This window comes from Pseudomonas taeanensis MS-3, assembly GCF_000498575.2.
Classification (GTDB): domain Bacteria; phylum Pseudomonadota; class Gammaproteobacteria; order Pseudomonadales; family Pseudomonadaceae; genus Aquipseudomonas; species Aquipseudomonas taeanensis.
The window spans coordinates 17,306-38,154 of the sequence record NZ_AWSQ01000004.1 but is presented as its reverse complement, the minus strand read 5'-3'; the positions used below and the strand labels follow the sequence as shown (position 1 = coordinate 38,154).

Below are 20,849 nucleotides of genomic sequence, written 5' to 3'. Positions count from 1 at the left end.
GACCATACGGCGTTGAAGGGAAAGTGAAAAATGCTCATTGGCAAAAGCCAACTGCGCTTTTTAACTTCCCCTTCGCAAACCACAAGGACGTGATGAATGCAGCTAGCCGCCGGGAGCGGCTACTGCCTTGTCTGGCCTTCGCTCGCGTCGCTCAGCGCTTGTGTGAACGTGCTGTTGTGGGAGCGGCCTTGGCCGCGAAGTTTTTTGCTGAGAACTGAAACCGGAATTTTCCATGTACCAACTCGACGACCTGCTGCACCTGATGGCGCGCCTGCGAGACCCGCAGCATGGCTGCCCCTGGGACCTGAAGCAGTCCTACGCGAGCATCGTGCCCTACACAATTGAAGAGGCCTATGAGGTGGCCGACGCCATTGAACGTGGCGACTTCGATCACCTGCCGGGTGAGTTGGGCGATTTGCTGTTCCAGGTGGTGTATTACAGCCAACTGGCCCAGGAGGATGGACATTTCCAGTTCGCTCAAGTGGTCGACGGCATCACTCGCAAGTTGCTGCGGCGGCATCCCCATGTGTTCCCGGATGGTGACCTGTATGGCGCGCCTGATACCGCCAAACTGGCAGAGGCGGCGGTCAAGCAGCGCTGGGAAGAACTGAAGGCCGAGGAGCGGGCGGAGAAGGCTGCTGCTCCTGAACAGTTGTCGCTACTCGACGATGTGCCCAGTGCCTTGCCGGCGCTGACGCGCGCCGTCAAATTGCAGAAACGCACCGCCCAGGTGGGGTTCGACTGGCCCGCAGCCTTGCCGGTGGTGGACAAGGTGCGCGAAGAACTCGACGAAGTGCTCGAGGCCATGAGCGAGAACGATCCGCAGGCCGTAGCCGAGGAAATCGGCGATCTGTTGTTTGTGGTGACCAATCTCGCCCGGCATCTGAAAGTCGATCCGGAGTCGGCCCTGCGCTCCGCCAATACCAAGTTCGAGCGTCGTTTTCGCTTTATCGAGCAGGCGCTGCGTGAAGCAGGACGACCGATCGAGGGATGTGAGCTGGACGAGTTGGATGCGTTGTGGGGGGAAGCCAAAAAGCTGGAGAAGCAGTAGTCTCCGGGTTGTTACGCTAGCGGGATGCAGGGGCTCGTGAACGAGAAATGTCCCGCCTCTCACGGCCCTCGGAGCGCAGGCTCGAGTCATGGCCGGCAGGTGGTGTCGTTAGATCAATAGAAGTGGCCACAATCACTCTGTAGTTGACGGTTGTGGTCATTGAATTTTGTTTTGAATAGGTAAGTTATGGCTATATCACTACGCGATCAGCTGCTCAAAGCCGGGCTGGTCAACGAAAAGCAGGCCAAGCAGGCCAGCAAGCAGAAGCAGAAGCAGGAACGCCTTGAGCATAAAGGCCAGGTCGAGAAAGACCAGTCGCAGCAGCTCGCCGCGCGCCAGGCCATGGCCGAGAAAGCTGCCCGTGACCAGGAGTTGAACCGTCAGCAGAAGGAGAAGGCCGAGCAGAAGGCCCGCGCCGCGCAGATTAAGCAGTTGATCGAGGTCTCCCGCCTGCCCAAGCTGACCACCGAGGATTACTACAACTTCGTCGACGACAAGAAGGTCAAACGCCTGTCGGTGAATACCCTGATGCGTGACAAGCTTAGCCGTGGCTCGCTGGCGATCGTCAAGCATGGTGGTGGCTATGAAGTCATTCCGCGTGAGGCGGCGCTGAAGATCCAGGAGCGCGATCCGCAGCGCGTGATCTTGCTCAATACGCCGACCGAAGCGCCGGATGCCGATGACCCTTATGCCGCCTACCAGGTGCCGGATGATCTGATGTGGTAAGGCGCGCTAAAGCCATACACAAGCCGGGCACTGCCCGGCTTGTGTTTGCCTGCAGCTCAGCAGGCGCTGGGGCTTAGCGACACCCGGGTAAAGCGTGCATTGGCTGTCAGTGGCGTAATCGCGAGCAGGCTATCCAGGCGCAGGCGTTGCTGGCCTTGAGCGCTGTGCACGATCAGGAACTCTTCTTTGCTCGGCGTGGTTTCGGTGGTGAGTGCCTCGGCATCGAGGCTGTCGCCATCGTTCAGCTCGATGTGCAGTCGATAGTGATACAGGCAGGCGATCTCAAGGTAGTCGTGCAGATCACAAGCCAGCGGCTGATAAAGGCTGTCCATCGGCTCTCCTCGCGTATCTCGCCAGGGCAGTAGCTTACAGCCTAGGCTTACCCGCCGACAGCGTCGTAGCCCGGATGCACTCCTGGTGCTTGCTGTGTGCCAGCCATTCTCCGGATTTCATTCAGATTACTTTTCTGCATAAAAAAAGCCGGGCATCGCCCGGCTTCGCTTTCGTTCGCTTGGCTCAGTCGCGGCGACCTTCGACCGGTTTGCCATCGACCGTGCCATCTTTCAGCATGATCTGGTACTCCTTGCCGTCCTTTTCCACCTGGTGCAGGCGAACCAGCAGGTAGCTCCAGTCCTTGGCGAACCAGAGGATGGTCTTGCGGCTGCTTTGCGTCGGGTCGCGTACGCGTTCGACCTTGATTGCATCAATCAGACCGGCCTTGGTGCGTACGGTCTCTTCGCCTAGTACGCGGAAGTCGTAGGTCTCGATTTCGTCGCCGTCGAGTACCTGATAACTCATGCTCTTCTTGCCGGCGGCAACGTCTTGTTGCAGCACCAGCTGGTAGGTCGATTTGTCCTGCAGATTGCGGTTCAGTGGGAAGCGCACCGGATTGCCGCGGTCGCTGCCAATCACTTGCTTTTCGTTCCAGTCGAAGTCGTACTCGATTACTTTGCTCTTGCCCAGTCCGCCGCGTTCGAAGCGGTAGGTCAGCGGCATCAGTGCGCCGTTCTCGACGCGCAGGGTGCTGGTTTCGGTGAGGCTGGCGACCAGCATTGAGGCTTCGAAGTTGAGCTGCCAGCGCCCGTCTTCCTGGCGTTGCAAGCTGCGTTCGGCAGTACCGCTGATGGGGACTTGTTTCCAGTCGGCGGTGTAGCTGGCGGAAAACGGCGTCGGTTCCGCAGCCAGGGCCGGCAGGCTGAGTAGGGCAAGGGCGAACAATAAGGCGCGACGCATGATGTCTCCTAAGAAGCTGTTATCAAATTGGCTGCACTCGGTGATGCGGCGTTAAAAATGGCTTCGGAGTGCTCATTTACAATACGTAAACTCCGCCTCCTCAGCCATTTTTGCCTTGCCTGACCTTCGCTCGTTGAATTTGGAAACACCTTCTACGTTCGGATCAAGTGGCCGGTACTCGGCAAAGGTTGGTCATCCAGCAATGCACCTTGCTCGCCAAGGCGCAAACGCCCTTCGGCAAACCAGCACACGGCCAGTGGGTAAATCTGGTGCTCCTGTTCGTGCACCCGCTGCGCCAGGCTGGTCGGCGAGTCGTGTGACTGTACCGGGACGACTGCCTGTACGACCAGAGGGCCGCCATCGAGTTCCTCAGTGACGAAGTGCACGCTGCAGCCGTGTTCACTGTCGCCTGCTTCCAGGGCTCGCTGATGGGTGTGCAGGCCCTTGTATTTGGGCAGCAGCGAGGGGTGGATATTCAGCAGGCGCCCAGCGTAGTGGCGGACGAAGCCTGGACTGAGGATGCGCATAAAGCCGGCCAATACCACCAGATGCGGTTCAAAGGCATCTATGGCTTCGACCAGCGCCGCGTCAAAGGCTTCGCGACCGTCGAAGGCTTTATGGTCAAGCATCCGCGTGGCGATGCCGACCGTTTTGGCTCGTTCCAGGCCGTAGGCATCGGCGCGGTTGGAGATCACCGCGCACACACGGGCCGGAGTATCGCCGGCCTGGATGCTGTCGAGTAGCGCCTGCAGATTGCTGCCGGAGCCCGAGATCAGCACCACCACATTGCAGGGGCTCGGCATCAGTGGCTTTTCAGGTTGTTCAGCACGACCTGTTCGGCGCCTTCTGCTGCGCTGGCAATCTGGCCGATGACCCACGGCTGCTCGCCGGCATCCTGAAGGGTCTTGAGGGCTGCATCGACCTGATCCTGGGCGACGCAGATGACCATGCCGACGCCGCAGTTGAGCACGCGATGCATCTCGGTCTCGTTGACGTTACCTTGCGCTTGCAGCCAGTCGAATACTGCCGGACGGGTCCAGCTGGCGACGTCGATTATCGCTTGGCTGCCTTTGGGCAGAACCCGCGGAATGTTGTCCAGCAGGCCGCCACCAGTGATGTGGGCCATGGCCTTTACCGCGCCGGTGTCTTTGATCAACTTGAGCAGCGGCTTGACGTAGATGCGCGTGGGCGCCATCAGCAGCTCGGTCAGCGGCTTACCATCGAGCTGGATGGTTTCGATGTCGGCACCGCTGACTTCGATGATCTTGCGGATCAGTGAGTAGCCGTTGGAGTGTGGGCCGGAAGACGGCAGGGCGATCAGCGCGTCGCCAGTTGTTACCTTGGAGCCATCGATGATCTCGGCTTTCTCTACTACGCCGACGCAGAAACCGGCCAGGTCATAGTCTTCGCCTTCGTACATGCCCGGCATCTCGGCGGTCTCGCCGCCAACCAGGGAGCAGCCGGCCAGTTCACAGCCGTCGCCGATGCCGGTGACGACCTGGGTGGCGACGTCGACATTGAGCTTGCCGGTGGCGTAGTAATCGAGGAAGAACAGCGGCTCGGCGCCACATACCACCAGGTCATTGACGCACATGGCCACCAGGTCGATGCCAATGCTGTCGTGTTTGTTCAGGTTCAGTGCCAGACGCAGCTTGGTGCCGACACCGTCGGTGCCGGATACCAATACCGGTTGCTTGTAACCGGCCGGGATCTCGCAGAGGGCGCCGAAACCGCCCAGGCCGCCCATGACTTCCGGACGGGCGGTGCGCTTGGCCACGCCTTTGATGCGTTCGACCAGGGCTTCACCTGCGTCGATGTCGACACCTGCGTCCTTGTAGCTGATGGAGGGTTGCTTGCTCATAGATCCAGGCCTTTAAGGGGGAAGTCGGATGGGCGCCGGTGCTGGGAGTCTGTCGGGTTTGGTGTCCGTAGCGAGAAAGGCTGGGATTGAGGGGCTTTGATCAATCAAACGAGGCGAATAGTCGCCCTATTTAACGAGTTGGAGTGGTAAAAGCCGCCAATATCCAGTCTTTCACAGTAGGACAGTCCTAAGCCTGACAGTCTCCCTTGTGACCGGTCTGCGAAGGCGCGCGATTTTATCAGGCTTGCTGGGCAGCGGCCAGCCGCCCGCGCTGTGGTTGCCGGGGCGCAGGTGGCTGTTTAAGGTATAAGCTTCTACTGCGCCCTATGCGCGGCCTTCCGCCTGTCGAGAGCCTATTCCATGCGCCTGATTGCTCGCTTGCTTGTCTTGTGTCTGCCGTTGCTCAGCCTGCAGAGTCTGGCGGCGACTGTCAGTGACCTGTATCAGGTGCGCGAGCCGGTCGCCAGCCAGCAGCCGGAAGAGCGTGATGCGGCCCTTGGCCGCGCCCTGGACACCCTGGTCCTGCGTTTGACCGGTCGAAGCGAGGCGGCGCAAAGCCCGGCGCTCGCCGAACTGCGCAAGGATCCGCAGCAGGTCGTCAGCCAGTACGGCTATAAAGGTGACAGCCTGGTGGTGGATTTCGATCCCAGTAGCACCGATCGCAGTCTGCGCCAGGCCGGTCTGTCGCTGTGGGGGACCAATCGCCCGGCGATCCTTGCCTGGTGGTTGAATGAAACAGGCGAGGGCGCGAGCTTGATCGGCGATGGCCAGAGCAGCGCCGTGGCCCTGAGTGAGGCTGCGCAACATCGGGGTTTGCCGCTGCGTTTGCCGCTGGCCGATCTGGATGAACAACTGGTCGCAACGCCTGAGAATTTGGCGGCCAGCGAACCGACAGGGTTGCGCGCGGCGTCAGAGCGTTACGCCGCCGATGCCTTGCTGGTCGTACAAGCCCGCGAAGAAAACGGCCAATGGCAAGCCAGGTGGCGTTTATGGTTGGGCGATGCGCGCGAGCAAGGCAAGGCCGAAGGCGCCGACCAGGCAGCGTTGGCCGATGCCGTGATGCTGGCGCTGAACGAGCGACTGGCGCCGCGTTTCGTCATCGCGCCGGGCTCGGCAACCAACCTGACTCTACAAATTGAGGGGGCCGATCTAACGCGTTATGCCGAGTTGCAGCGAATCCTCGAGCCCTTTAATGCGCAGTTGCTCAGCGTGCAAGGGGATCGCCTGACATATCGGGTCAACGCCAGTGCCGAACAGTTGCGCGCGCAACTGGTGCTGGCAAAGCTGCAGGAAGTGCCGCCTGAGGCCGAGCCGGTTGATGCCAACCAACTGCCCACTGACCAGCAGGCGCCGCAAGTGCGACCGCGCGGCGATGTGCTGCGGTTTCGCTGGTAGACTGCCGCGTACTGTAGGCAATGAGCGCCGAGCGACAAACCGCTGCACGCCGCTTTAGCGCTCTGTTTTTATTGATGTGAGTGCTAGAGCCGATAGCGTCGGTGCACTCCACTGCTGAAGACCTGTCCTGGGCAGTCTATTTTGCGAACTGAGGTCTGAGCATGATTGATTCACCGCGCTGGCTATGGATAGCTGGGCTGTTACTGCTCGGCTGGTTGTTGTATCTGCTGCATCCGATTCTCTCGCCATTCCTGATCGGCGTACTGCTGGCCTACCTGGGCGATCCATTGGTGGATCGTCTGGAGCGTTGGAAGCTCTCGCGTACTTGGGGCGTAATCGTGGTATTTGCGCTGTTCAGCCTGATTCTGGCGCTGTTGCTGCTTGTGCTGGTACCGCTGCTGGGTAAGCAGTTGATGCGCCTGTATGAGCTGGCGCCGCAGATGATCGACTGGGCGCAGCACCAGGCGCTGCCTTGGGTTCAGGCTCAGTTGGGGCTGGACGATGGCTTCTGGCGTTTCGACCAGCTGAAAACCGCCTTCTCCGAACATCTGGGCAAAACCGGCGATATTGTCGGCAAGGTGCTAGCCAAGGTCACTTCTTCAGGCCTGGCCCTGCTGGCCTGGTTGGCCAATCTGTTGCTGATCCCGGTAGTGAGCTTTTACCTGATGCGCGACTGGGACCTGATGGTTGCCAAGTTGCGTGGCCTGTTGCCGCGCAATCGCGAAGGCTTTGTCGTGAAGCTGGCTGGCGAGTGCCACGAAGTGCTGGGGGCTTTTCTGCGTGGACAGCTCCTGGTGATGCTGGCATTGGGCATCATGTACGCCGTCGGGTTGATGCTGATCGGTCTGGAACTGGGCTTGTTGATTGGTTTGTTGGCGGGCTTGGCCAGTATCGTGCCGTATCTCGGCGTGGTGGTGGGCATAGGCGCCGCCTTGACGGCCGGGCTGTTCCAGTTCGGCGGCGACTTCTACCCACTGCTGGCGATTGCCGCGGTGTTTGTGGCCGGTCAGATGCTAGAGGGCATGCTGCTGACGCCCTGGCTGGTCGGCGACCGCATCGGCCTGCACCCGGTGGCGGTGATCTTCGCAATCATGGCGGGGGGGCAGCTGTTCGGCTTCAGTGGCGTGCTATTGGCCCTGCCAGTGGCCGCGGTGATCATGGTTTTAGTGCGTCATGCGCATGATTTCTATAAACTTTCCGCTCTTTACGGAGAGTCCTCAAGCGCTTCTGACGAGCCGCCAAGCCCCGCATGACACCCATTCAACTGCCTCTAGGTGTGCGTCTGCGCGATGACGCCACCTTCGCCAACTACTATCCCGGTGCCAATGCTGCGGCGCTCGGCTATGTCGAGCGTCTGTGCGAAGCGGACGCCGGCTGGACGGAAAGTCTGATCTACCTGTGGGGCGGTGGCGGTGTTGGGCGCAGCCACCTGTTGCAGGCGGCTTGCTTGCGTTTCGAGCAGCGCGGCGAGCCGGCCGTGTACCTGCCGCTGGCGGAGATGGTTGAGCGCGGGCCTGAGTTGCTGGACAACCTGGAGCGCTACGAGCTGGTCTGCCTCGACGACCTGGATGCAGTAGTCGGGCGCAGTGATTGGGAAGAGGCCTCGTTCCATCTGTTCAATCGCCTGCGCGACAGTGGCCGGCGTCTACTGCTGGCGGCCAACGCCTCGCCACGGGAACTGCCGGTGCAGCTCGCCGACCTGCAGTCGCGGCTGACCCAGGCCCTGGTCTTTCAGCTGCAATCGCTGTCCGATGAAGACAAGCTGCGCGCCCTGCAACTGCGTGCCTCGCGTCGTGGCCTGCACCTCAGCGATGAAGTCGGGCGGTTTATTCTGACCCGCGGCGAACGCAGCATGAGTGCGTTGTTCGACCTGCTGGAGCGCCTGGACCAGGCCTCCCTGCAAGCCCAGCGCAAGCTGACGATTCCCTTCCTGAAAGAAACCCTGGGCTGGTAAGACGCACATCTAGCCTGCACTTAATCCAGCCAAAAACTGCTGAATAGCCTGTGCACAATCCTGTGGTTTGCTCTGCAGGAGAAAGTGCGGGCCATCAATGGTGACTTGCTGCAATTGGCGGCAATGTTGCCGCAGGGTTGTCGCAGCCAGGTGGGTAATCAAGCGATCCCGCCGTGGTAGCAGGTGCAGTGCAGGTAGGTCGAGTTGCTGGGAGGGTATTTGTAGCTGGTTGAGACTGGTCAGGCGGGCACGTATTAAACGCACTGGAAGGGCTTGGATTTCGTCGCGTAGCAGTTTGACCATTGCAGGGCTGGCCCCGTCGTCCAGGCAGAACTGACGCAGCAGGCTGCTATGCGTCAACAACTTATGTCGCAGTGGCAGGTAACGCTGTAGTGCTAGGAGTGGATGCGGGCGGCGCAGGAAAGTTGCGGCGAAGATGACGCCGCACAAACCTGTCGGTTGGCGCAGGGCCAGGCGATAAGCCAGTGGTCCGGAGAAGGACTCTCCGAGTAGCACAAAGGGACTATCACCGAGACGGTCAACCAGCGCATCGGCAAGGTCGTCATAGTCTTGGCTACCCTGAACGGGGAGACACAGTGCTTCGACTTCAAGTGCTGGATCGAGCTGCGACAGTAGGGGGGTGAACAAGATCCTGTTGCCGTTCAGACCCGGCAGCAGGACCAGACGCAGCATCAGCTTTCCCCAGCCAGCTTACGGTCGTACTGGAAGCGCCAGCGCGTGTACATCAGTGCGGCGCAGAACAGGCTGAGGCTGAGTAGGGCCTCCAGCCAGCCAAACAGCGCTTTGGACGGATCGAAGGCCGCCAGCACGCCCTGAATGAAGTACAGGTTGACCACGAAACAGGTCCAGGCGTGAGCGCGGGCGTTGCCGAGGATCATGCCGGGCGCGAGCAGCAGCAGTGGAGTCAGATTAAAGCCGAGGATGACCCAGAGCAGTTTGCTGGGAAGCGCTGCGAAGTTCAGGTTCCACACTAGTAACAGGGCGGCCAGGGCTGCGAAGCTCAGCAGGCTGATCGCCCGGCTGGCGGCCAGGCGTGGTTGCAGCCAATCGAGAGAGGGTAGCGGCTTGGGGGCTTTAGCCACGGGCTGGCTCCAGTTTCAGGGCGGTGTGTGCCAGGCGTTGGCCGAGTGTGCGGCACAGGGCGATTTCATGTTCGTCGAGGGCACGTTTGCTGTCGGCGCCGGCATGGTGACTGGCGCCATAAGGTGTACCGCCGCCGCGGGTCTCCAGCAGTGCGGATTCGCTGTAGGGCAGGCCGGAGATCAACATGCCGTGGTGCAGTAGCGGCAGCATCATCGACAGCAGGGTGGTTTCCTGGCCGCCGTGCAGGCTGGCAGTAGAGGTGAACACGCCGGCGGGTTTGCCCACCAGGCCTCCGGTCAACCACAGGCTGCTGGTGCCATCGAGGAAGTATTTCAGTGGAGCGGCCATGTTGCCGAAACGTGTCGGACTGCCGAGGGCCAGGCCGGCGCAGTTTTTCAAGTCGTCGATGCTGGCGTACAGCGCGCCTTCGGCCGGAATGTCCGGGGCGACAGCTTCGCATTCGGAGGATATGGCCGGCACCGTGCGCAGGCGCGCCTCCAGGCCACCCTTCTCGACGCCACGAGCTATCTGTCGGGCCATCTCGGTTGTGGCGCCATGGCGGCTGTAATACAGCACCAGAATGTAGGGATCACTCAAGGCAGGATCTCCAGAACTTTCTCTGGAGGCCGGCCAATCACCGCCTGGTCATCCACCACCAGAATCGGGCGCTCGATCAGTTTCGGGTGGGCAACCATGGCCGCAATCAGTTGGGCTTCGCTCAAGCCGAGGTCGACCAGGCCCAGGGCTTGGTATTCATCTTCGCCGGTGCGCAGTAGTTCGCGGGCGTTGAGTCCTAGCTTGCTCAGCAAGTCCTGTAATTGGCTGGCACTGGGCGGGGTTTCCAGATAACGCACGATAGTTGGCGTCAGGCCGCGCGCTTCGAGCAGTTGCAGTGCGCTACGGGATTTCGAACAGCGTGGATTGTGGTAGAGCGTCAAATCGGTCATGTGCAGGTCGCATCTTGCGTCAGGTGGCAGCTATTCTAACCGCGTCGGCACCTGAGTCTGAACAGGGCAGGTTCTTTGCGGTCTGCAATAGGGCCTTTGATAAGCCAGGATCGACCGGGAACGTGGCTGCCTATAAGGCCAGACCAGGCGAACTAACCGTAATTTCCGGTTATGAATGAGGCTTTAATTCGGATCGTCGTGCGGTTTAATCGAGCGCAATAGTTTTTTACGGGCTGCTAAGGAGATGGCATGCGTCAGCGCTTCAATAACCTGGTGGAATTCTGGCGTTTTCTGATCCAGCGGTTTCTCGCTGATCGCGGAGCCAATAATGCGGCTGCTTTGACGTACACCACGCTGTTCGCCGTGGTGCCGATGATGACTGTGACCTTCGCTATGCTCTCTGCCGTGCCGGCCTTTCAAGGTACGGGCGAGCAGATTCAGAGTTTTATTTTCCGCAACTTCATACCCTCTGCCGGTGAAACGTTACAGGAGTACCTGCGTGACTTCACCGAGCAGGCGCGTCAGCTGACGTGGATTGGCGTGGCGGTGTTGGCCGTCACCGCTTTCTGGATGCTGGTGACCATAGAAAAGGCTTTCAATACCATCTGGCGTGTGCGTCAGCCGCGTCGTGGGGTCTCGAGTTTTTTATTGTATTGGGCGATTTTGAGCCTGGGGCCGATCCTTCTGGGTGCTGGTTTCGCGGTCAGCACCTACATCGCCTCGTTGTCGCTGGTTTCTGGGCCCGATGCGTTACTCGGCACTAAAACAGCGTTTAAATTCATGCCGCTGCTATTCAGTGTTGCGGCCTTTACCTTGCTCTATGCGACGGTGCCGAATGCGCGAGTGCCATTGAAACATGCGTTTTTGGGTGGTGTGTTTACCGCGGTTTTATTTGAGGCGGCGAAGGCATTATTCAGCCTGTATGTGCGGTTGTTTCCTGGCTACCAACTGATCTATGGGGCATTTGCCACGGTGCCGTTGTTTCTTTTATGGATTTATTTGTCCTGGTTTCTTGTGCTGTTCGGTGCGGAACTGGTGTGTAATCTAGCCTCGTCGCCTCAGTGGCGTAAGCAGTCTATGCCGCGTCTGCTGGTGGTTTTGGGGATTCTTCGAGTGTTTCATGAGCGCCAGCGGTCAGGTTTGAAGGTGCGTCATCGCGATGTGCAGCGCCAAGGCTGGTTGTTGCCGGAACATGAGTGGGAAGAGGTGCTCGAGTTTCTTGAGCAGCGGCAGCTGGTCGCCCCGACCACCGCTGGCGCCTGGGTACTGAGTCGGGATCTGGGGCAGTACAGCATGGAGCAGTTATTGAGCCACAGCCCCTGGCCGCTGCCGCGTCTCAGTCAGTTGCCGGAACAGCTCGATGAGCCGTGGTACCCGGCGTTGCGCAATGCCTTGGAGCAGTTGCATGCGCAACAGGAGGCGTTGTTTGAAGGGAGCCTGGCGGATTGGTTGCATCCGGTCGCCGAGTGACAAAAAGCGTCAGTTTGCGGCGCGGCATCGGAGCCAGCTGAAGAGTGTTTGCTTGATAGGGCTGGGGAGAGCGGGACAAGGAGGCTGGCACGCTTCTGGCAATGGCCCTAGCCATGAAGATTGCCAACAGACTGCCAGCAGAGCAGGGATTGACTGAGAATAAAGGCGTTTTATGACTGCTACCCGTTTTTTGCCAGCCACGAACCGCAAAGTGATTCACCTCTACCAGCGTGATCCGCAAGAGGCGCTGGAGCGGTTGAACCGGATTACCGGGCTGCGTTTCGCCCACTGGCCCGAATCACTGGCGCAAGAGCAGGAGCAGGAGCGAGGTGAGTCGGTGATTCGGGTTGAGGTGCTATCGGGTTAATCGCATCGCCTCGTAGTTGCACGTGGGCAGCGAAACTAAGTGAAGGGTGAGGCTAGGCGGAGGGTCAGGCGAGTGCTTGGCGGCTGTCGCTGTTCGCCAGTTCGACCGCTTGTACGAATAGCTCTTCGACTACCAGGCTTTTCGTCGGCACAGCGGAGCGCAAGCGCACCTGCATATCTTCGATTTTTTGTTTGACCGGCATCCGGGCGATCCCTGACAGCAGGATCTTGCTGTGAGCGCTGACTTTGCCGTGATCTATCGTGACTTCGCGACGCTTGTCGCCATCACGGTAACTGACCAGCAAAGACACTGGCAGGTTAGCCAGCCCAGGAACCTGCAACCAAGCGGCAATATTGTACTCGGCAACCCTCCCCTCGTAGGGAGTGACCAGTTGGCGAGCGGTATCGACGATGCGCGTCGGCACAGGGCCGATCAGCTTGTCGTGGGCTTGGGTCACGGACGTGTCTCCAGGCTGATAGTGAATTGGGCCAAACAGCAGTGCGGGAATTATAAGCAGTGGTAGGTGGACGAAACTGTGCGCTCAGCCGGCGCTCGGCGTGACTCGTCTCGCAGTTCTTATTGTTTATGCCAGGCGCAGTGGGTGACGTGTGACTGAGGGGGTGCTGAGGTTGGCCGCAGGCAGCTGCAAGATGGTTTGCTTATGCGCGCCGCTGAGTTGTAGCCAGAGCTGTTCCTCTGCGGCGAATTGCCCAGTGGCTAACCACACGCCGTGATGCCAGCTGCTACCGGGGGCTGGTGTGCTCTGCAATACGCCTGGGTGGGTTTTCTCGTTGGGTGCGCGGCGCAGCCAAGCGGGGCGCGGTAGGCCTTTGAGGAAACTCAGACCCAGGTGCAGGCCTTCGGCGTTGAGATGGCGCCAGCGGACTAAGGCCAGTACGGGTGTGCTGATGTCTTTGAGCACCAATACCAGTTGGCCAACGGGTAAATGCACGGCTTGATCCGCGTTGCATAGCAGGCGTGCACCGCCAGGACTGAGGTCGAGCATCTGTGCGCAGCTGTGCTCGGGACGTTGCTCCAAGAGCTGCGCATGGATGGCGAGTAGACCGACTACCAGAGTGCATTCGACATCCTGTTCGGCGCGTTGGTGGCGTCGCTGCTGGTGGCCTAACCAGTGATGCTGGACGCGCTCAAGCAGTTGTCGTTCGGCGCTGCTTTGTAATGGAGCCGGCTCATGTAGGGCTACTAACAGGGCGCCGAGCTCGAAACGGCGTAGGTAGTCACCATTACCCTCGGGTTTCTGTGCGTAACCCAAACAGGGCTGTGATTCTGTCAGGTCGACAATTGGGCCTTCAGCCTCGTCATTTTCATTCCAGGGCAGTAGGCGCGCCAGTCCAGCCAGTGGCGCAAGGGCCCCGAACAATAGCGGACACTCACCTGTGGCGAGATGAGAAGGGTTACTCAGGCCGAGTAACAGCATTTGTTGGTAAAGGCCGCGTAAGCTGCTGGCCGGCGGGGGTTGGAAGGCCGCAGCGACCAGCTCGTCCAGGCACTCCTGGTGTTCGCCGAGCCAATACAGCAGATGGCTGTCACGCCACAGGCTGGGTGGTGGCTCCTGATACAGTTGAATGTGGCGCAGCAAATTTTGTGCGAGAAAGTGCTGGGCCATATAAAGACACCAGGCCAGGTGCGGGCGCGAGGGCTGCCGGCCTTGGAGTATCTGCAGCAGCAAGCGTTTGAAACCTATGGCCAGTTCGCCACACAGGCGTACGAATAGACTGGGTGGAGGCGTGTCAGTCAGATAGGGCGCGCTGTAGTGGCGGAACTCATCGCTGAGACTTTGCAGTGCGCGCTGTCTTTCGAGTAAGGTCATTACGCTGCGGTTAAGCCGAAACAGCAGGCTGAGCACCTGTTGCAATCCCAGGTCATGGGGTTGCTGTCGTGCCTTGGCCAGGTGTTCATTGAGGTCGGCGAGGGAAGTTGCGTTATCTTCGAGTAGATCCGGCACTTCCAGGCGCAAGATATCTAACGTCATTTCAACCCTTCGTGGACGAGGATCGAACGCATGGGAGCGCAACTCCAGGTTGTTATTCGTAGTGTCATAGGCATCTGTGCCTGTCTGATTCTGGCAGGCTGCGGCGAAGACGTCGGTGTCGATCAGTCTGGAAGAAAGGTAACGGCTGGGAGTCTGGAAGGCCAGTGGTTGGTGATTAATTATTGGGCCGAGTGGTGCGCACCGTGTCGTACTGAAATTCCTGAGCTGAATGCCTTGGCCAAACAGTTCAAGGAGCGCTCGGTCACTGTGCTGGGGGTGAACTTCGACGGCTTGCAGGGAGAAGAGCTGCGTAAGGCATCGCAGGCTTTGGGCATCGAATTCACCGTGTTGGAGCAAGACCCTGCGGCGCGCTACGAGCTGCCGCGCAGTGAAGTGCTACCGGTCACTTATATAATCGACAGCCAGGGGCAAGTGCGTGAGCGCTTGCTTGGCGAGCAGACGGCTGCAGGCCTGACGGCTCGGCTGAAAACCTTGCAAGCGGGGGAGTAGTGCGATGTCGCGGGTGTGTTTGCATGGCTATGTCAGCGGGCGGGTGCAGGGTGTGAGTTTTCGCCAGTACACCAGTGAGCAGGCCGAGCGTTTGGATCTGGATGGCTGGGTGCGTAATCTCGACGATGGACGCGTCGAGCTGCTGTTCGAGGGAGAGGAGGCCGCGGTAGATGCCTTGGCCGCCTGGCTGGAGAAGGGGCCGAAGTTGGCCAAGGTCAAGACAGTGGAGTTGGAGGCACAGCCGTTACAAGGAATTGCCGGGTTTGTAGTACGGCGGTGAGGGGTGTGTTTTTCATGCTGCGGCACTCGCCCTGAGGTTTCTGCACAGTCAGGCTTCAGCATATGCCTAGTCCAGGCTACGGTTTGACGTACCAATAGTCATGCCAGAACCCGATCACCTTGGCTGAGTAGGTGTTTCGGCCGAGGCTGCCGTTGTAGCGGGCTAGGGCGCGGCTCAGATTGCCGTTTTCTTTGCGTAAATAAAAACTGAGGATGGTGCAGCCGTAGCGCAGGTTGGTGGCGTTATCGGTCAGGTTGTCGTGTGGGCGGCCGAGTTCGGCTTTCCAGAAAGGCATGATTTGCATCATCCCTTGGGCGCCGGCCGAGGAAATAGCAAAGCGATCGAAGTGGCTTTCCGTGTGGATCAATGCCAGGACCAGATCGGGTCGTAAACGGGCCTTACTGGCTTCCTGATGCACCTGCCTCAGCAGGGTCAGGCGCTCCTCTGCGTCGGGAATGAAGCGTGTCAGACGGGTGGACATATCGAGCAGCCAGACCTGCGCATCGAAACGGTCTTGAAAGCTATCGGCCTCGGCGACGGTGCGCTGCAGTAAGCTGCGCAGTTCTGGGTCGGGTGCCTGGCGCAGACTGGCGCTGCTGTGCATGCACAGCAGCGCCATCAGCAGCGTTAGGCTCAGGCGCAATGCCATATTCGGCTTAGTCGTTGCCGGGGTCGGCGACCAGGCGACCCGCATCCTGCATCAGCGCATGCAAGAAGGTCTCTTGTAGCTCGGGATCGTTACGAGTCAATTCGATCAGGCTCTGCTCGAGCTCGCTGGCTTCTTCTTCCAGGCCCAGTTCAGACAGACGCTTGACCCGATGTACCCATTGCTTGACGTCGTCATTTTCCAGATCGTTGTAGATCAGCGTATGGGCTTCCTGCAGTTTGCCGCGCAACGTGCGGCTAACCAGCAAAGTGGCATCTGCACGGGCTGATCCCTGTGGATCCTCGATGCTCAGCAGTAAGGTGCCGATCCGGCTTATATCCTGTTCGGCGAAGGGGCTGTCGAGCAGGTTGAGACGCAGGATGCCACTGCGGTCGGTCAGTAACTCATGGGTCTGCTCGCCCGCTTTGATCAGTACCGGGCGCTCGGCCCAAGGCAGGCTGGAGTACTCTGATCGAGCGTCCTGGCGTCGTTCGTCGAGGCTGGCGAGGCTTTGCTGTGAGCGGCCGTTGGACTCGACGTTGATCAGTGGGTTGAGGCCAGCGAAGCCGTAACTGATCCAGTCCTTGGTGACGCTGTCCGGCAGGCTGCCGAGCATCACCACGTTGAGCACGTTGGCGCCGATGCCGGCGACTACGGCTACGGCCCCCAGTGGTATCTCGTAAAGTTCTCGCCAGGCTTGATAAGGCGTGTAGCGGTCGTAACGACGGGTAACGTCGAATACCGTGACCTCGAAGGTCTTCTGTTCATGTACGCGCACGCGTCGTTGCGGCAACTCCAGTACGCCAGGTTCGCCGACGTCGATTTGCAGGCTGTGATCCAGCAGTTTTCGCTCGATGCGCTCCTCGTGTTCGCTGCGCTGCGGCAACTGATTGGCGCAGCCGCTGAGAAACAAGGCGCCGCAGAGTGCGGCGCCGACGAGGTGGAAGGTGCTTCGCTTGAACATGTTGGCTCTTGTAAAAGGCTGAAATCAGCGGCGGATACGTGCTTGGATAAAAGCCATGACGTCGGCAACGGGAACCACTTGAGCATCCGTTTCCTGACGGCTCTTGTATTCCAGATTGCCTTCGGCCAGGCCGCGATCGCTGACCACGATGCGATGCGGGATACCGATCAACTCCATGTCAGCGAATTTGATGCCCGGACTGGTCTTTTTGTCACGGTCATCGAGCAATACTTCAAAGCCCGCGGCGGTCAATTCGCCATACAGCTTGTCTGTGGCCTCGCGAACGATGTCGTTGTCATAGCGCAGCGGAACCAGGGCGATCTGGAATGGCGCGAGTACGTCGTTCCAGCGGATACCGCGCTCGTCATGGTTCTGTTCGATGGCGGCAGCTACTACGCGCGATACGCCGATGCCATAGCAGCCCATGCTCAGGGTCGCGGGCTTGCCGTTCTCGCCCATCACTGTGCAGTTCATGGCTTCGCTGTATTTGCTGCCCAGCTGGAAGATGTGCCCGACTTCGATGCCGCGTTTGATTTCCAGCGTACCTTGGCCATCTGGACTTGGGTCGCCGGCGACGACGTTGCGCAGGTCTGCGACCTCGGGTAATGGCAGGTCGCGCTCCCAGTTGACGCCAAAGTAGTGCTTGTCATCGATGTTGGCGCCGATGGCGAAGTCGCTCATCAAGGCGACCGAGCGATCAACGATGCACGGCAGTGGCAGGTTCAGTGGGCCGAGGGAGCCGGCACCGGCACCGATGGCTGCATGCAGCTCGGCTTCCGAGGCCATGACCAGTGGGCTGGCCACCTGGGCGAGGTTGGCGGCCTTGATCTCATTCAGTTCGTGGTCGCCGCGGATGATCAGGGCGATCAGCTGACCTTCTTCTGCGCCATGTACCACCAGGGTTTTGATGGTTTTTTCGATGGCCAGGTTGAAGTTATCGACCAGGGCGGCGATGGTCTTGGTGTTCGGCGTGTCGATCAGGCGCAGTTCTTCGGTCGCGGCGCCGCGTTGTTGTTCGCGCGGAACGGCCTCGGCCTTCTCTATATTGGCGGCATAGTCCGAGCTGTCGCTGAAGGCGATGTCGTCCTCGCCCGACTCGGCCAGCACATGGAATTCATGGGAACCAGTGCCGCCGATCGAGCCGGTATCGGCCTGGACTGGACGGAAGTTCAGACCCAGCCGCGTGAATACATTGCAGTAGGCCTGATGCATGCGGTCATAAGTGGCTTGCAGCGATGCCTGATCCACATGGAAGGAGTAGGCGTCCTTCATGGTGAACTCGCGGCCACGCATCAAACCGAAGCGCGGACGAATTTCATCGCGGAATTTGGTCTGGATCTGGTACAGGTTGAGCGGCAACTGCTTATAGCTGCTCAATTCATTGCGGGCCAGGTCGGTGATCACTTCTTCGTGGGTCGGGCCGACGCAGAACTCACGACCATGGCGATCTTTCAGGCGCAATAGTTCTGGGCCGTATTGCTCCCAGCGGCCGGACTCCTGCCACAGCTCGGCGGGCTGAATCGCCGGCATCAGCACCTCGAGGGCGCCAGCGGCATTCATTTCTTCGCGGACCACCGCCTCGACCTTGCGCAGAATCCGCAGGCCCATCGGTAGCCAGGTATAGAGGCCTGACGCCAGTTTGCGGATCATCCCGGCACGCAGCATCAGCTGATGGCTGATGACCACGGCGTCGGAAGGGGTTTCTTTGAGAGTAGAGAGCAGGAACTGACTGGTACGCATATTTGGCCGTTCTGTCGGTTGCAAGGGCATTCAATTGGCCCGCATTGTACGGTGCCTGTACTGTTGCGTACAGGATGCAGACGGAGTGAGAAGAGGAGGGCGAGGATGTCGGTTTTAACGGCGCAAGAGGTTCAGGCACTGATTCGGGCAGGGCTACCCATGGCTGAAGATATCAGCCTGTGTATCGATCGCTTGGATGTCGATAGCGTGCTGGCGCGGGTGCCGTTCCACAGCAAGCTGGTGCGTCCTGGTGGAACGCTGTCGGGACCGACCATCATGTCGCTGGCGGATGCGGCCATGTATGCGGTGGTGCTGGGGCGGTTGGGCAGGGTTGAGATGGCGGTGACCTCTAACCTGAATATCAATTTTCTGGTCAAGCCCAAGCCGGTGGACTTGTTGGCGGAGGCGCGAATTTTACGTTTAAGTCGGCGTCAGGCCGTGTGCGAGGTCTCGCTGTATTCGGCGGGGAGCGAAGAAGAGCTGGTGGCGCATGTGACGGGTACTTACGCGTTGCCGTTGTGATAGCGCTGGCCTGAGTGCTGATTATTATTGGATCGACTAAATAAAAAAGCCCGGCATAAGCCGGGCTTTTCATGTTGCTCGCTAGCTAATGCTGGATTACAGCACGGACAGCGGGTACTCGACGATCAGGCGGAAGTCATTGACGTCAGCGCTGTAGTGAGCGTTCTGTGCGCCGTTAGCGCGCCAGGTAGCATTGCGGATGCGGAAGGACAGGTCCTTAGCAGCGCCTTCCTGGATCACGTACTTGGCTTCGATATCCAGTTCGTGCTCTTTGCCTTCGCCAGCACCGACAATGCCTGTTTCGATGTTGTCGCCATAGATGTAGCGAGTCATGAAGCTCAGACCCGGTACGCCGTAGGTGGCCATGTTGATATCGTAACGAGCCTGATAAGAGTGCTCATCCTGACGGTCGAAGTCGGAGAACTGGACCGAGTTGGACAGCCAGATAGTGCCGCCGCCGTCAACGCCATAAGCGTAGGCGCTGTCACCAGAGGAGCGCTGGTGAGCCAGGGTGAAGGTGTGGGCGCCCAGGGAGTAGGCAGCAGCCAAGCTCCAGATCTTGTTATCGACAACGCCGGACAGCTTGCGGCCTTGATCGTTAGTTCTGTAAGCGTTGAAGTCGAAGTTCAGGGCCTGATCTTCTGCCAGTGGCAGGTTGAGGTTCAGGTTGACATAAGTCTTCTTGAAGTGATCTTCGACATCGGAGGCGTGAATGGCGCCGCTGAAGTTGTCGGTAAAGCTGTAGCTTGCGCCGACAATGTTGGCTTCGTTCAGGCCGATGGTGTCGCGATCGGTACTGGTTTGGCTGCTGAGGGCGGTGAAGCGACCGGCAGTCAGCTCAAGGCCTTCGATCTCGTTGCTGGTCAGCAGGGTACCGGTAGCAGTTTCCGGCAGGATGCGGCTGTCGTCGGTGGAGAATACCGGGCTGCCAGTGAACTGGTTGCCATACTTCAGTACGGTGTCGGAAACGCGGAACTTGATGGCGCCGCCTACTTCTGTCTGGGTGTCGTCACCGCGACCGTCGTCGGTCTGGTCGAACTGGCCAGTGCCAAAACGGCCGCGGCCGCTGTCGATCTTGATGCTGCTCAGGCTGTGCGCGTCAACGCCCACGCCAACGGTGCCTTGGGTGAAGCCGGACTCAGCCAGCAGGCGGATACCCAGACCGGTTTCTTCGCGGTAGCCAGCAGGGTTGGCGGAAGTGCTGGCGCCGTTGCTGGCACCATTACGGAAGTCGCGGTTCTGGTACAGGATACGGTTGAAAATGTTGAAGGTGCTGTCTTCAAGAAAGCCCTTGGATTCGGACTGGCTAGAGGCGAATGCCATCTGGCTGCTGCCCGCGGCTACTGCGAGGGCGATTACGCTCCACTTCATCACTTGCATCGTGATTGCTCCTTTTGGTTTAGAAGAGTTGCGCTACCCATCTGCATTTTTATATGGATAGCTCTTTCTTTTTGTGTCGGCGCTAACTTATAGCACGAGGCCAAAGTTGGCGATAGTTACAATCTATTCGTTACGGTTTCTTTATGCTCGTGTCGCAAAAGCTAATGAAGCATGTCGCAATTTTGTAGTTTTTCACTTGTATTCATTGGCGGTAACAGGTTCTGCGGCTGTTGTCCTGGTTGCTCACTTTCCGATAGCAGCAGAGCCGTGCTGTGTACATGGTCGTTGCCTAAAGCAAAAGTCGTGCTCAAGTTGCCTGGTTCTCGTGAATTTTTAACATTCAGGCTGGTGGGGGCGTTTCCGGCTGGTGTCGGGATCGCTGGCGGCAGGCAGTGCGGGCGTTTCAGGGGGTTGTGGCAGTCTGTCTGGATGGGTAGGAGTGATGGGGTGTCTGCTTGCTTTATTGTTGGGGTTGTGGTTTTCAGAGGAGGGGTAACATTTATGTGTGGTCATTGTGGTCGCGGGCGGGAGTCTGCCCCAGGTTGGTGCGCGTAGCGTAACGCTGTAATGCTTCAGTCCGTTTGCGGTTGGGCGGGTTGTGCAGCTGCTGCGGTCTATGCCCGTGCAGGGGTGAGTCTCATGCGGCTCTCGCGTATCCTGTTCCCTGTTGTTTGGTCTATCGGCCTCGCGGTTCTTGGCGCCAAGC

24 protein-coding genes are annotated in these 20,849 nt (G+C 59.3%); 10 read left to right on the top strand and 14 right to left on the bottom strand.

The window, feature by feature from the left end; all coding sequences use genetic code 11:
* The first annotated feature begins 232 nt into the window (after nt 1-232).
* Together mazG and TMS3_RS13880 are read left to right on the top strand one after the other, a co-directional pair.
* Nucleotides 233-1,051, top strand: a complete 819-nt coding sequence (gene mazG / locus TMS3_RS13885; protein ID WP_029866352.1) for a nucleoside triphosphate pyrophosphohydrolase — start codon at nt 233-235, stop codon at nt 1,049-1,051.
* A gap of 186 nt (nt 1,052-1,237) precedes the next feature.
* Nucleotides 1,238-1,777 (top strand): DUF2058 domain-containing protein, encoded by a 540-nt coding sequence (locus tag TMS3_RS13880; protein ID WP_025165881.1) that lies wholly within the window; start codon nt 1,238-1,240, stop codon nt 1,775-1,777.
* 56 nt (nt 1,778-1,833) lie between these two features.
* Here the strand turns inward: TMS3_RS13880 and TMS3_RS13875 are convergent, their stop codons facing one another.
* The 4 genes from TMS3_RS13875 to purM form a co-directional block, all read right to left on the bottom strand.
* Nucleotides 1,834-2,109: a Rho-binding antiterminator gene (locus TMS3_RS13875; protein ID WP_025165880.1), complete on the bottom strand. Its 276-nt coding sequence runs from the start codon at nt 2,107-2,109 to the stop codon at nt 1,834-1,836.
* Nucleotides 2,110-2,293: 184 nt separating this feature from the next.
* Nucleotides 2,294-3,010, bottom strand: a complete 717-nt coding sequence (locus tag TMS3_RS13870) for a DUF3108 domain-containing protein (RefSeq protein ID WP_025165879.1) — start codon at nt 3,008-3,010, stop codon at nt 2,294-2,296.
* Between the two features lie 152 nt (nt 3,011-3,162).
* Nucleotides 3,163-3,813: a phosphoribosylglycinamide formyltransferase gene (gene purN / locus TMS3_RS13865; RefSeq protein WP_025165878.1), complete on the bottom strand. Its 651-nt coding sequence runs from the start codon at nt 3,811-3,813 to the stop codon at nt 3,163-3,165.
* Entirely contained in the window at nt 3,813-4,871 is a 1,059-nt protein-coding gene (gene purM / locus TMS3_RS13860; protein WP_025165877.1) for a phosphoribosylformylglycinamidine cyclo-ligase, read from the bottom strand. Before purM ends, purN begins: the two co-directional genes overlap by 1 nt.
* A 360-nt stretch (nt 4,872-5,231) precedes the next feature.
* Between purM and TMS3_RS13855 the strand changes: the two genes are divergently transcribed.
* From TMS3_RS13855 to hda, 3 genes are all read left to right on the top strand, one after another.
* Nucleotides 5,232-6,266: a DUF2066 domain-containing protein gene (locus tag TMS3_RS13855; RefSeq protein ID WP_025165876.1), complete on the top strand. Its 1,035-nt coding sequence runs from the start codon at nt 5,232-5,234 to the stop codon at nt 6,264-6,266.
* 161 nt (nt 6,267-6,427) lie between these two features.
* Nucleotides 6,428-7,519 carry an AI-2E family transporter gene (locus tag TMS3_RS13850; protein WP_025165875.1) on the top strand — a complete coding sequence of 364 codons (1,092 nt, stop codon included), beginning with the start codon at nt 6,428-6,430 and terminating at the stop codon, nt 7,517-7,519.
* Nucleotides 7,516-8,220 (top strand): DnaA regulatory inactivator Hda, encoded by a 705-nt coding sequence (gene hda / locus TMS3_RS13845; protein ID WP_025165874.1) that lies wholly within the window; start codon nt 7,516-7,518, stop codon nt 8,218-8,220. The genes TMS3_RS13850 and hda overlap by 4 nt, the downstream gene beginning before the upstream one ends.
* A 9-nt stretch (nt 8,221-8,229) precedes the next feature.
* Here the strand turns inward: hda and TMS3_RS13840 are convergent, their stop codons facing one another.
* Genes TMS3_RS13840 through arsC form a run of 4 tightly spaced genes read right to left on the bottom strand, consistent with a single transcriptional unit; the run spans nt 8,230 to nt 10,271 of the window.
* Complete coding sequence (locus tag TMS3_RS13840; protein WP_235576640.1) at nt 8,230-8,913, bottom strand: alpha/beta fold hydrolase; 684 nt, start codon at nt 8,911-8,913, stop codon at nt 8,230-8,232.
* On the bottom strand, nt 8,913-9,323 hold the full coding sequence (locus tag TMS3_RS13835) for a DUF2069 domain-containing protein (RefSeq protein WP_025165872.1): 411 nt from the start codon (nt 9,321-9,323) through the stop codon (nt 8,913-8,915). The genes TMS3_RS13840 and TMS3_RS13835 overlap by 1 nt, the downstream gene beginning before the upstream one ends.
* The gene (gene wrbA / locus TMS3_RS13830; RefSeq protein ID WP_025165871.1) at nt 9,316-9,921 is read right to left on the bottom strand and encodes an NAD(P)H:quinone oxidoreductase; all 606 of its coding nucleotides are present in this window, start codon (nt 9,919-9,921) and stop codon (nt 9,316-9,318) included. Before wrbA ends, TMS3_RS13835 begins: the two co-directional genes overlap by 8 nt.
* Complete coding sequence (arsC, locus tag TMS3_RS13825) at nt 9,918-10,271, bottom strand: arsenate reductase (glutaredoxin) (protein WP_025165870.1); 354 nt, start codon at nt 10,269-10,271, stop codon at nt 9,918-9,920. Before arsC ends, wrbA begins: the two co-directional genes overlap by 4 nt.
* 249 nt (nt 10,272-10,520) lie before the next feature.
* Here arsC and TMS3_RS13820 point away from each other — a divergent pair, with 249 nt between their 5' ends.
* Nucleotides 10,521-11,741: a YihY family inner membrane protein gene (locus TMS3_RS13820; protein WP_025165869.1), complete on the top strand. Its 1,221-nt coding sequence runs from the start codon at nt 10,521-10,523 to the stop codon at nt 11,739-11,741.
* A gap of 172 nt (nt 11,742-11,913) precedes the next feature.
* Nucleotides 11,914-12,108 (top strand): hypothetical protein, encoded by a 195-nt coding sequence (locus tag TMS3_RS13815; protein WP_043301900.1) that lies wholly within the window; start codon nt 11,914-11,916, stop codon nt 12,106-12,108.
* Nucleotides 12,109-12,172: 64 nt separating this feature from the next.
* Here the strand turns inward: TMS3_RS13815 and TMS3_RS13810 are convergent, their stop codons facing one another.
* Together TMS3_RS13810 and TMS3_RS13805 are read right to left on the bottom strand one after the other, a co-directional pair.
* A complete protein-coding gene (locus TMS3_RS13810) occupies nt 12,173-12,565 on the bottom strand; it encodes a hypothetical protein (protein ID WP_025165868.1) in 393 nt (130 codons plus the stop codon).
* Between the two features lie 126 nt (nt 12,566-12,691).
* Nucleotides 12,692-14,101, bottom strand: coding sequence for a PilZ domain-containing protein (locus TMS3_RS13805; protein ID WP_025165867.1), 1,410 nt, complete (start codon nt 14,099-14,101; stop codon nt 12,692-12,694).
* Between the two features lie 30 nt (nt 14,102-14,131).
* Here TMS3_RS13805 and TMS3_RS13800 point away from each other — a divergent pair, with 30 nt between their 5' ends.
* Nucleotides 14,132-14,611, top strand: a complete 480-nt coding sequence (locus TMS3_RS13800) for a TlpA disulfide reductase family protein (RefSeq protein WP_025165866.1) — start codon at nt 14,132-14,134, stop codon at nt 14,609-14,611.
* 4 nt (nt 14,612-14,615) lie between these two features.
* Nucleotides 14,616-14,891, top strand: coding sequence for an acylphosphatase (locus TMS3_RS13795; protein ID WP_025165865.1), 276 nt, complete (start codon nt 14,616-14,618; stop codon nt 14,889-14,891).
* Nucleotides 14,892-14,967: 76 nt separating this feature from the next.
* On the opposite strand, the gene TMS3_RS13790 is transcribed toward TMS3_RS13795, so the two are convergent.
* Genes TMS3_RS13790 through TMS3_RS13780 form a run of 3 tightly spaced genes read right to left on the bottom strand, consistent with a single transcriptional unit; the run spans nt 14,968 to nt 18,241 of the window.
* On the bottom strand, nt 14,968-15,540 hold the full coding sequence (locus TMS3_RS13790) for a transglycosylase SLT domain-containing protein (protein WP_025165864.1): 573 nt from the start codon (nt 15,538-15,540) through the stop codon (nt 14,968-14,970).
* A gap of 7 nt (nt 15,541-15,547) precedes the next feature.
* Nucleotides 15,548-16,501, bottom strand: a complete 954-nt coding sequence (locus TMS3_RS13785; protein ID WP_025165863.1) for a hypothetical protein — start codon at nt 16,499-16,501, stop codon at nt 15,548-15,550.
* A 24-nt stretch (nt 16,502-16,525) separates the two neighbouring features.
* Complete coding sequence (locus tag TMS3_RS13780) at nt 16,526-18,241, bottom strand: proline--tRNA ligase (RefSeq protein ID WP_025165862.1); 1,716 nt, start codon at nt 18,239-18,241, stop codon at nt 16,526-16,528.
* Nucleotides 18,242-18,346: 105 nt separating this feature from the next.
* Here TMS3_RS13780 and TMS3_RS13775 point away from each other — a divergent pair, with 105 nt between their 5' ends.
* The gene (locus TMS3_RS13775; protein ID WP_025165861.1) at nt 18,347-18,763 is read left to right on the top strand and encodes a PaaI family thioesterase; all 417 of its coding nucleotides are present in this window, start codon (nt 18,347-18,349) and stop codon (nt 18,761-18,763) included.
* 96 nt (nt 18,764-18,859) lie between these two features.
* Here the strand turns inward: TMS3_RS13775 and TMS3_RS13770 are convergent, their stop codons facing one another.
* Complete coding sequence (locus TMS3_RS13770; protein ID WP_025165860.1) at nt 18,860-20,143, bottom strand: OprD family porin; 1,284 nt, start codon at nt 20,141-20,143, stop codon at nt 18,860-18,862.
* Between the last annotated feature and the right edge of the window lie 706 nt (nt 20,144-20,849).

Coding starts and splice junctions, on each gene's coding strand:
- TMS3_RS13805 (WP_025165867.1), bottom strand. CDS start 14,101: ATGACGTTAGATATCTTGCGCCTGGAAGTGCCGGATCTACTCGAAGAT.
- TMS3_RS13800 (WP_025165866.1), top strand. CDS start 14,132: ATGGGAGCGCAACTCCAGGTTGTTATTCGTAGTGTCATAGGCATCTGT.
- TMS3_RS13820 (WP_025165869.1), top strand. CDS start 10,521: ATGCGTCAGCGCTTCAATAACCTGGTGGAATTCTGGCGTTTTCTGATC.
- purM (WP_025165877.1), bottom strand. CDS start 4,871: ATGAGCAAGCAACCCTCCATCAGCTACAAGGACGCAGGTGTCGACATC.
- hda (WP_025165874.1), top strand. CDS start 7,516: ATGACACCCATTCAACTGCCTCTAGGTGTGCGTCTGCGCGATGACGCC.
- TMS3_RS13870 (WP_025165879.1), bottom strand. CDS start 3,010: ATGCGTCGCGCCTTATTGTTCGCCCTTGCCCTACTCAGCCTGCCGGCC.
- mazG (WP_029866352.1), top strand. CDS start 233: ATGTACCAACTCGACGACCTGCTGCACCTGATGGCGCGCCTGCGAGAC.
- TMS3_RS13815 (WP_043301900.1), top strand. CDS start 11,914: ATGACTGCTACCCGTTTTTTGCCAGCCACGAACCGCAAAGTGATTCAC.
- arsC (WP_025165870.1), bottom strand. CDS start 10,271: ATGACCGATTTGACGCTCTACCACAATCCACGCTGTTCGAAATCCCGT.
- purN (WP_025165878.1), bottom strand. CDS start 3,813: ATGCCGAGCCCCTGCAATGTGGTGGTGCTGATCTCGGGCTCCGGCAGC.
- TMS3_RS13770 (WP_025165860.1), bottom strand. CDS start 20,143: ATGCAAGTGATGAAGTGGAGCGTAATCGCCCTCGCAGTAGCCGCGGGC.
- TMS3_RS13785 (WP_025165863.1), bottom strand. CDS start 16,501: ATGTTCAAGCGAAGCACCTTCCACCTCGTCGGCGCCGCACTCTGCGGC.
- TMS3_RS13880 (WP_025165881.1), top strand. CDS start 1,238: ATGGCTATATCACTACGCGATCAGCTGCTCAAAGCCGGGCTGGTCAAC.
- TMS3_RS13855 (WP_025165876.1), top strand. CDS start 5,232: ATGCGCCTGATTGCTCGCTTGCTTGTCTTGTGTCTGCCGTTGCTCAGC.
- TMS3_RS13775 (WP_025165861.1), top strand. CDS start 18,347: ATGTCGGTTTTAACGGCGCAAGAGGTTCAGGCACTGATTCGGGCAGGG.
- TMS3_RS13790 (WP_025165864.1), bottom strand. CDS start 15,540: ATGGCATTGCGCCTGAGCCTAACGCTGCTGATGGCGCTGCTGTGCATG.
- TMS3_RS13850 (WP_025165875.1), top strand. CDS start 6,428: ATGATTGATTCACCGCGCTGGCTATGGATAGCTGGGCTGTTACTGCTC.
- TMS3_RS13780 (WP_025165862.1), bottom strand. CDS start 18,241: ATGCGTACCAGTCAGTTCCTGCTCTCTACTCTCAAAGAAACCCCTTCC.
- TMS3_RS13795 (WP_025165865.1), top strand. CDS start 14,616: ATGTCGCGGGTGTGTTTGCATGGCTATGTCAGCGGGCGGGTGCAGGGT.
- TMS3_RS13875 (WP_025165880.1), bottom strand. CDS start 2,109: ATGGACAGCCTTTATCAGCCGCTGGCTTGTGATCTGCACGACTACCTT.
- TMS3_RS13840 (WP_235576640.1), bottom strand. CDS start 8,913: ATGCTGCGTCTGGTCCTGCTGCCGGGTCTGAACGGCAACAGGATCTTG.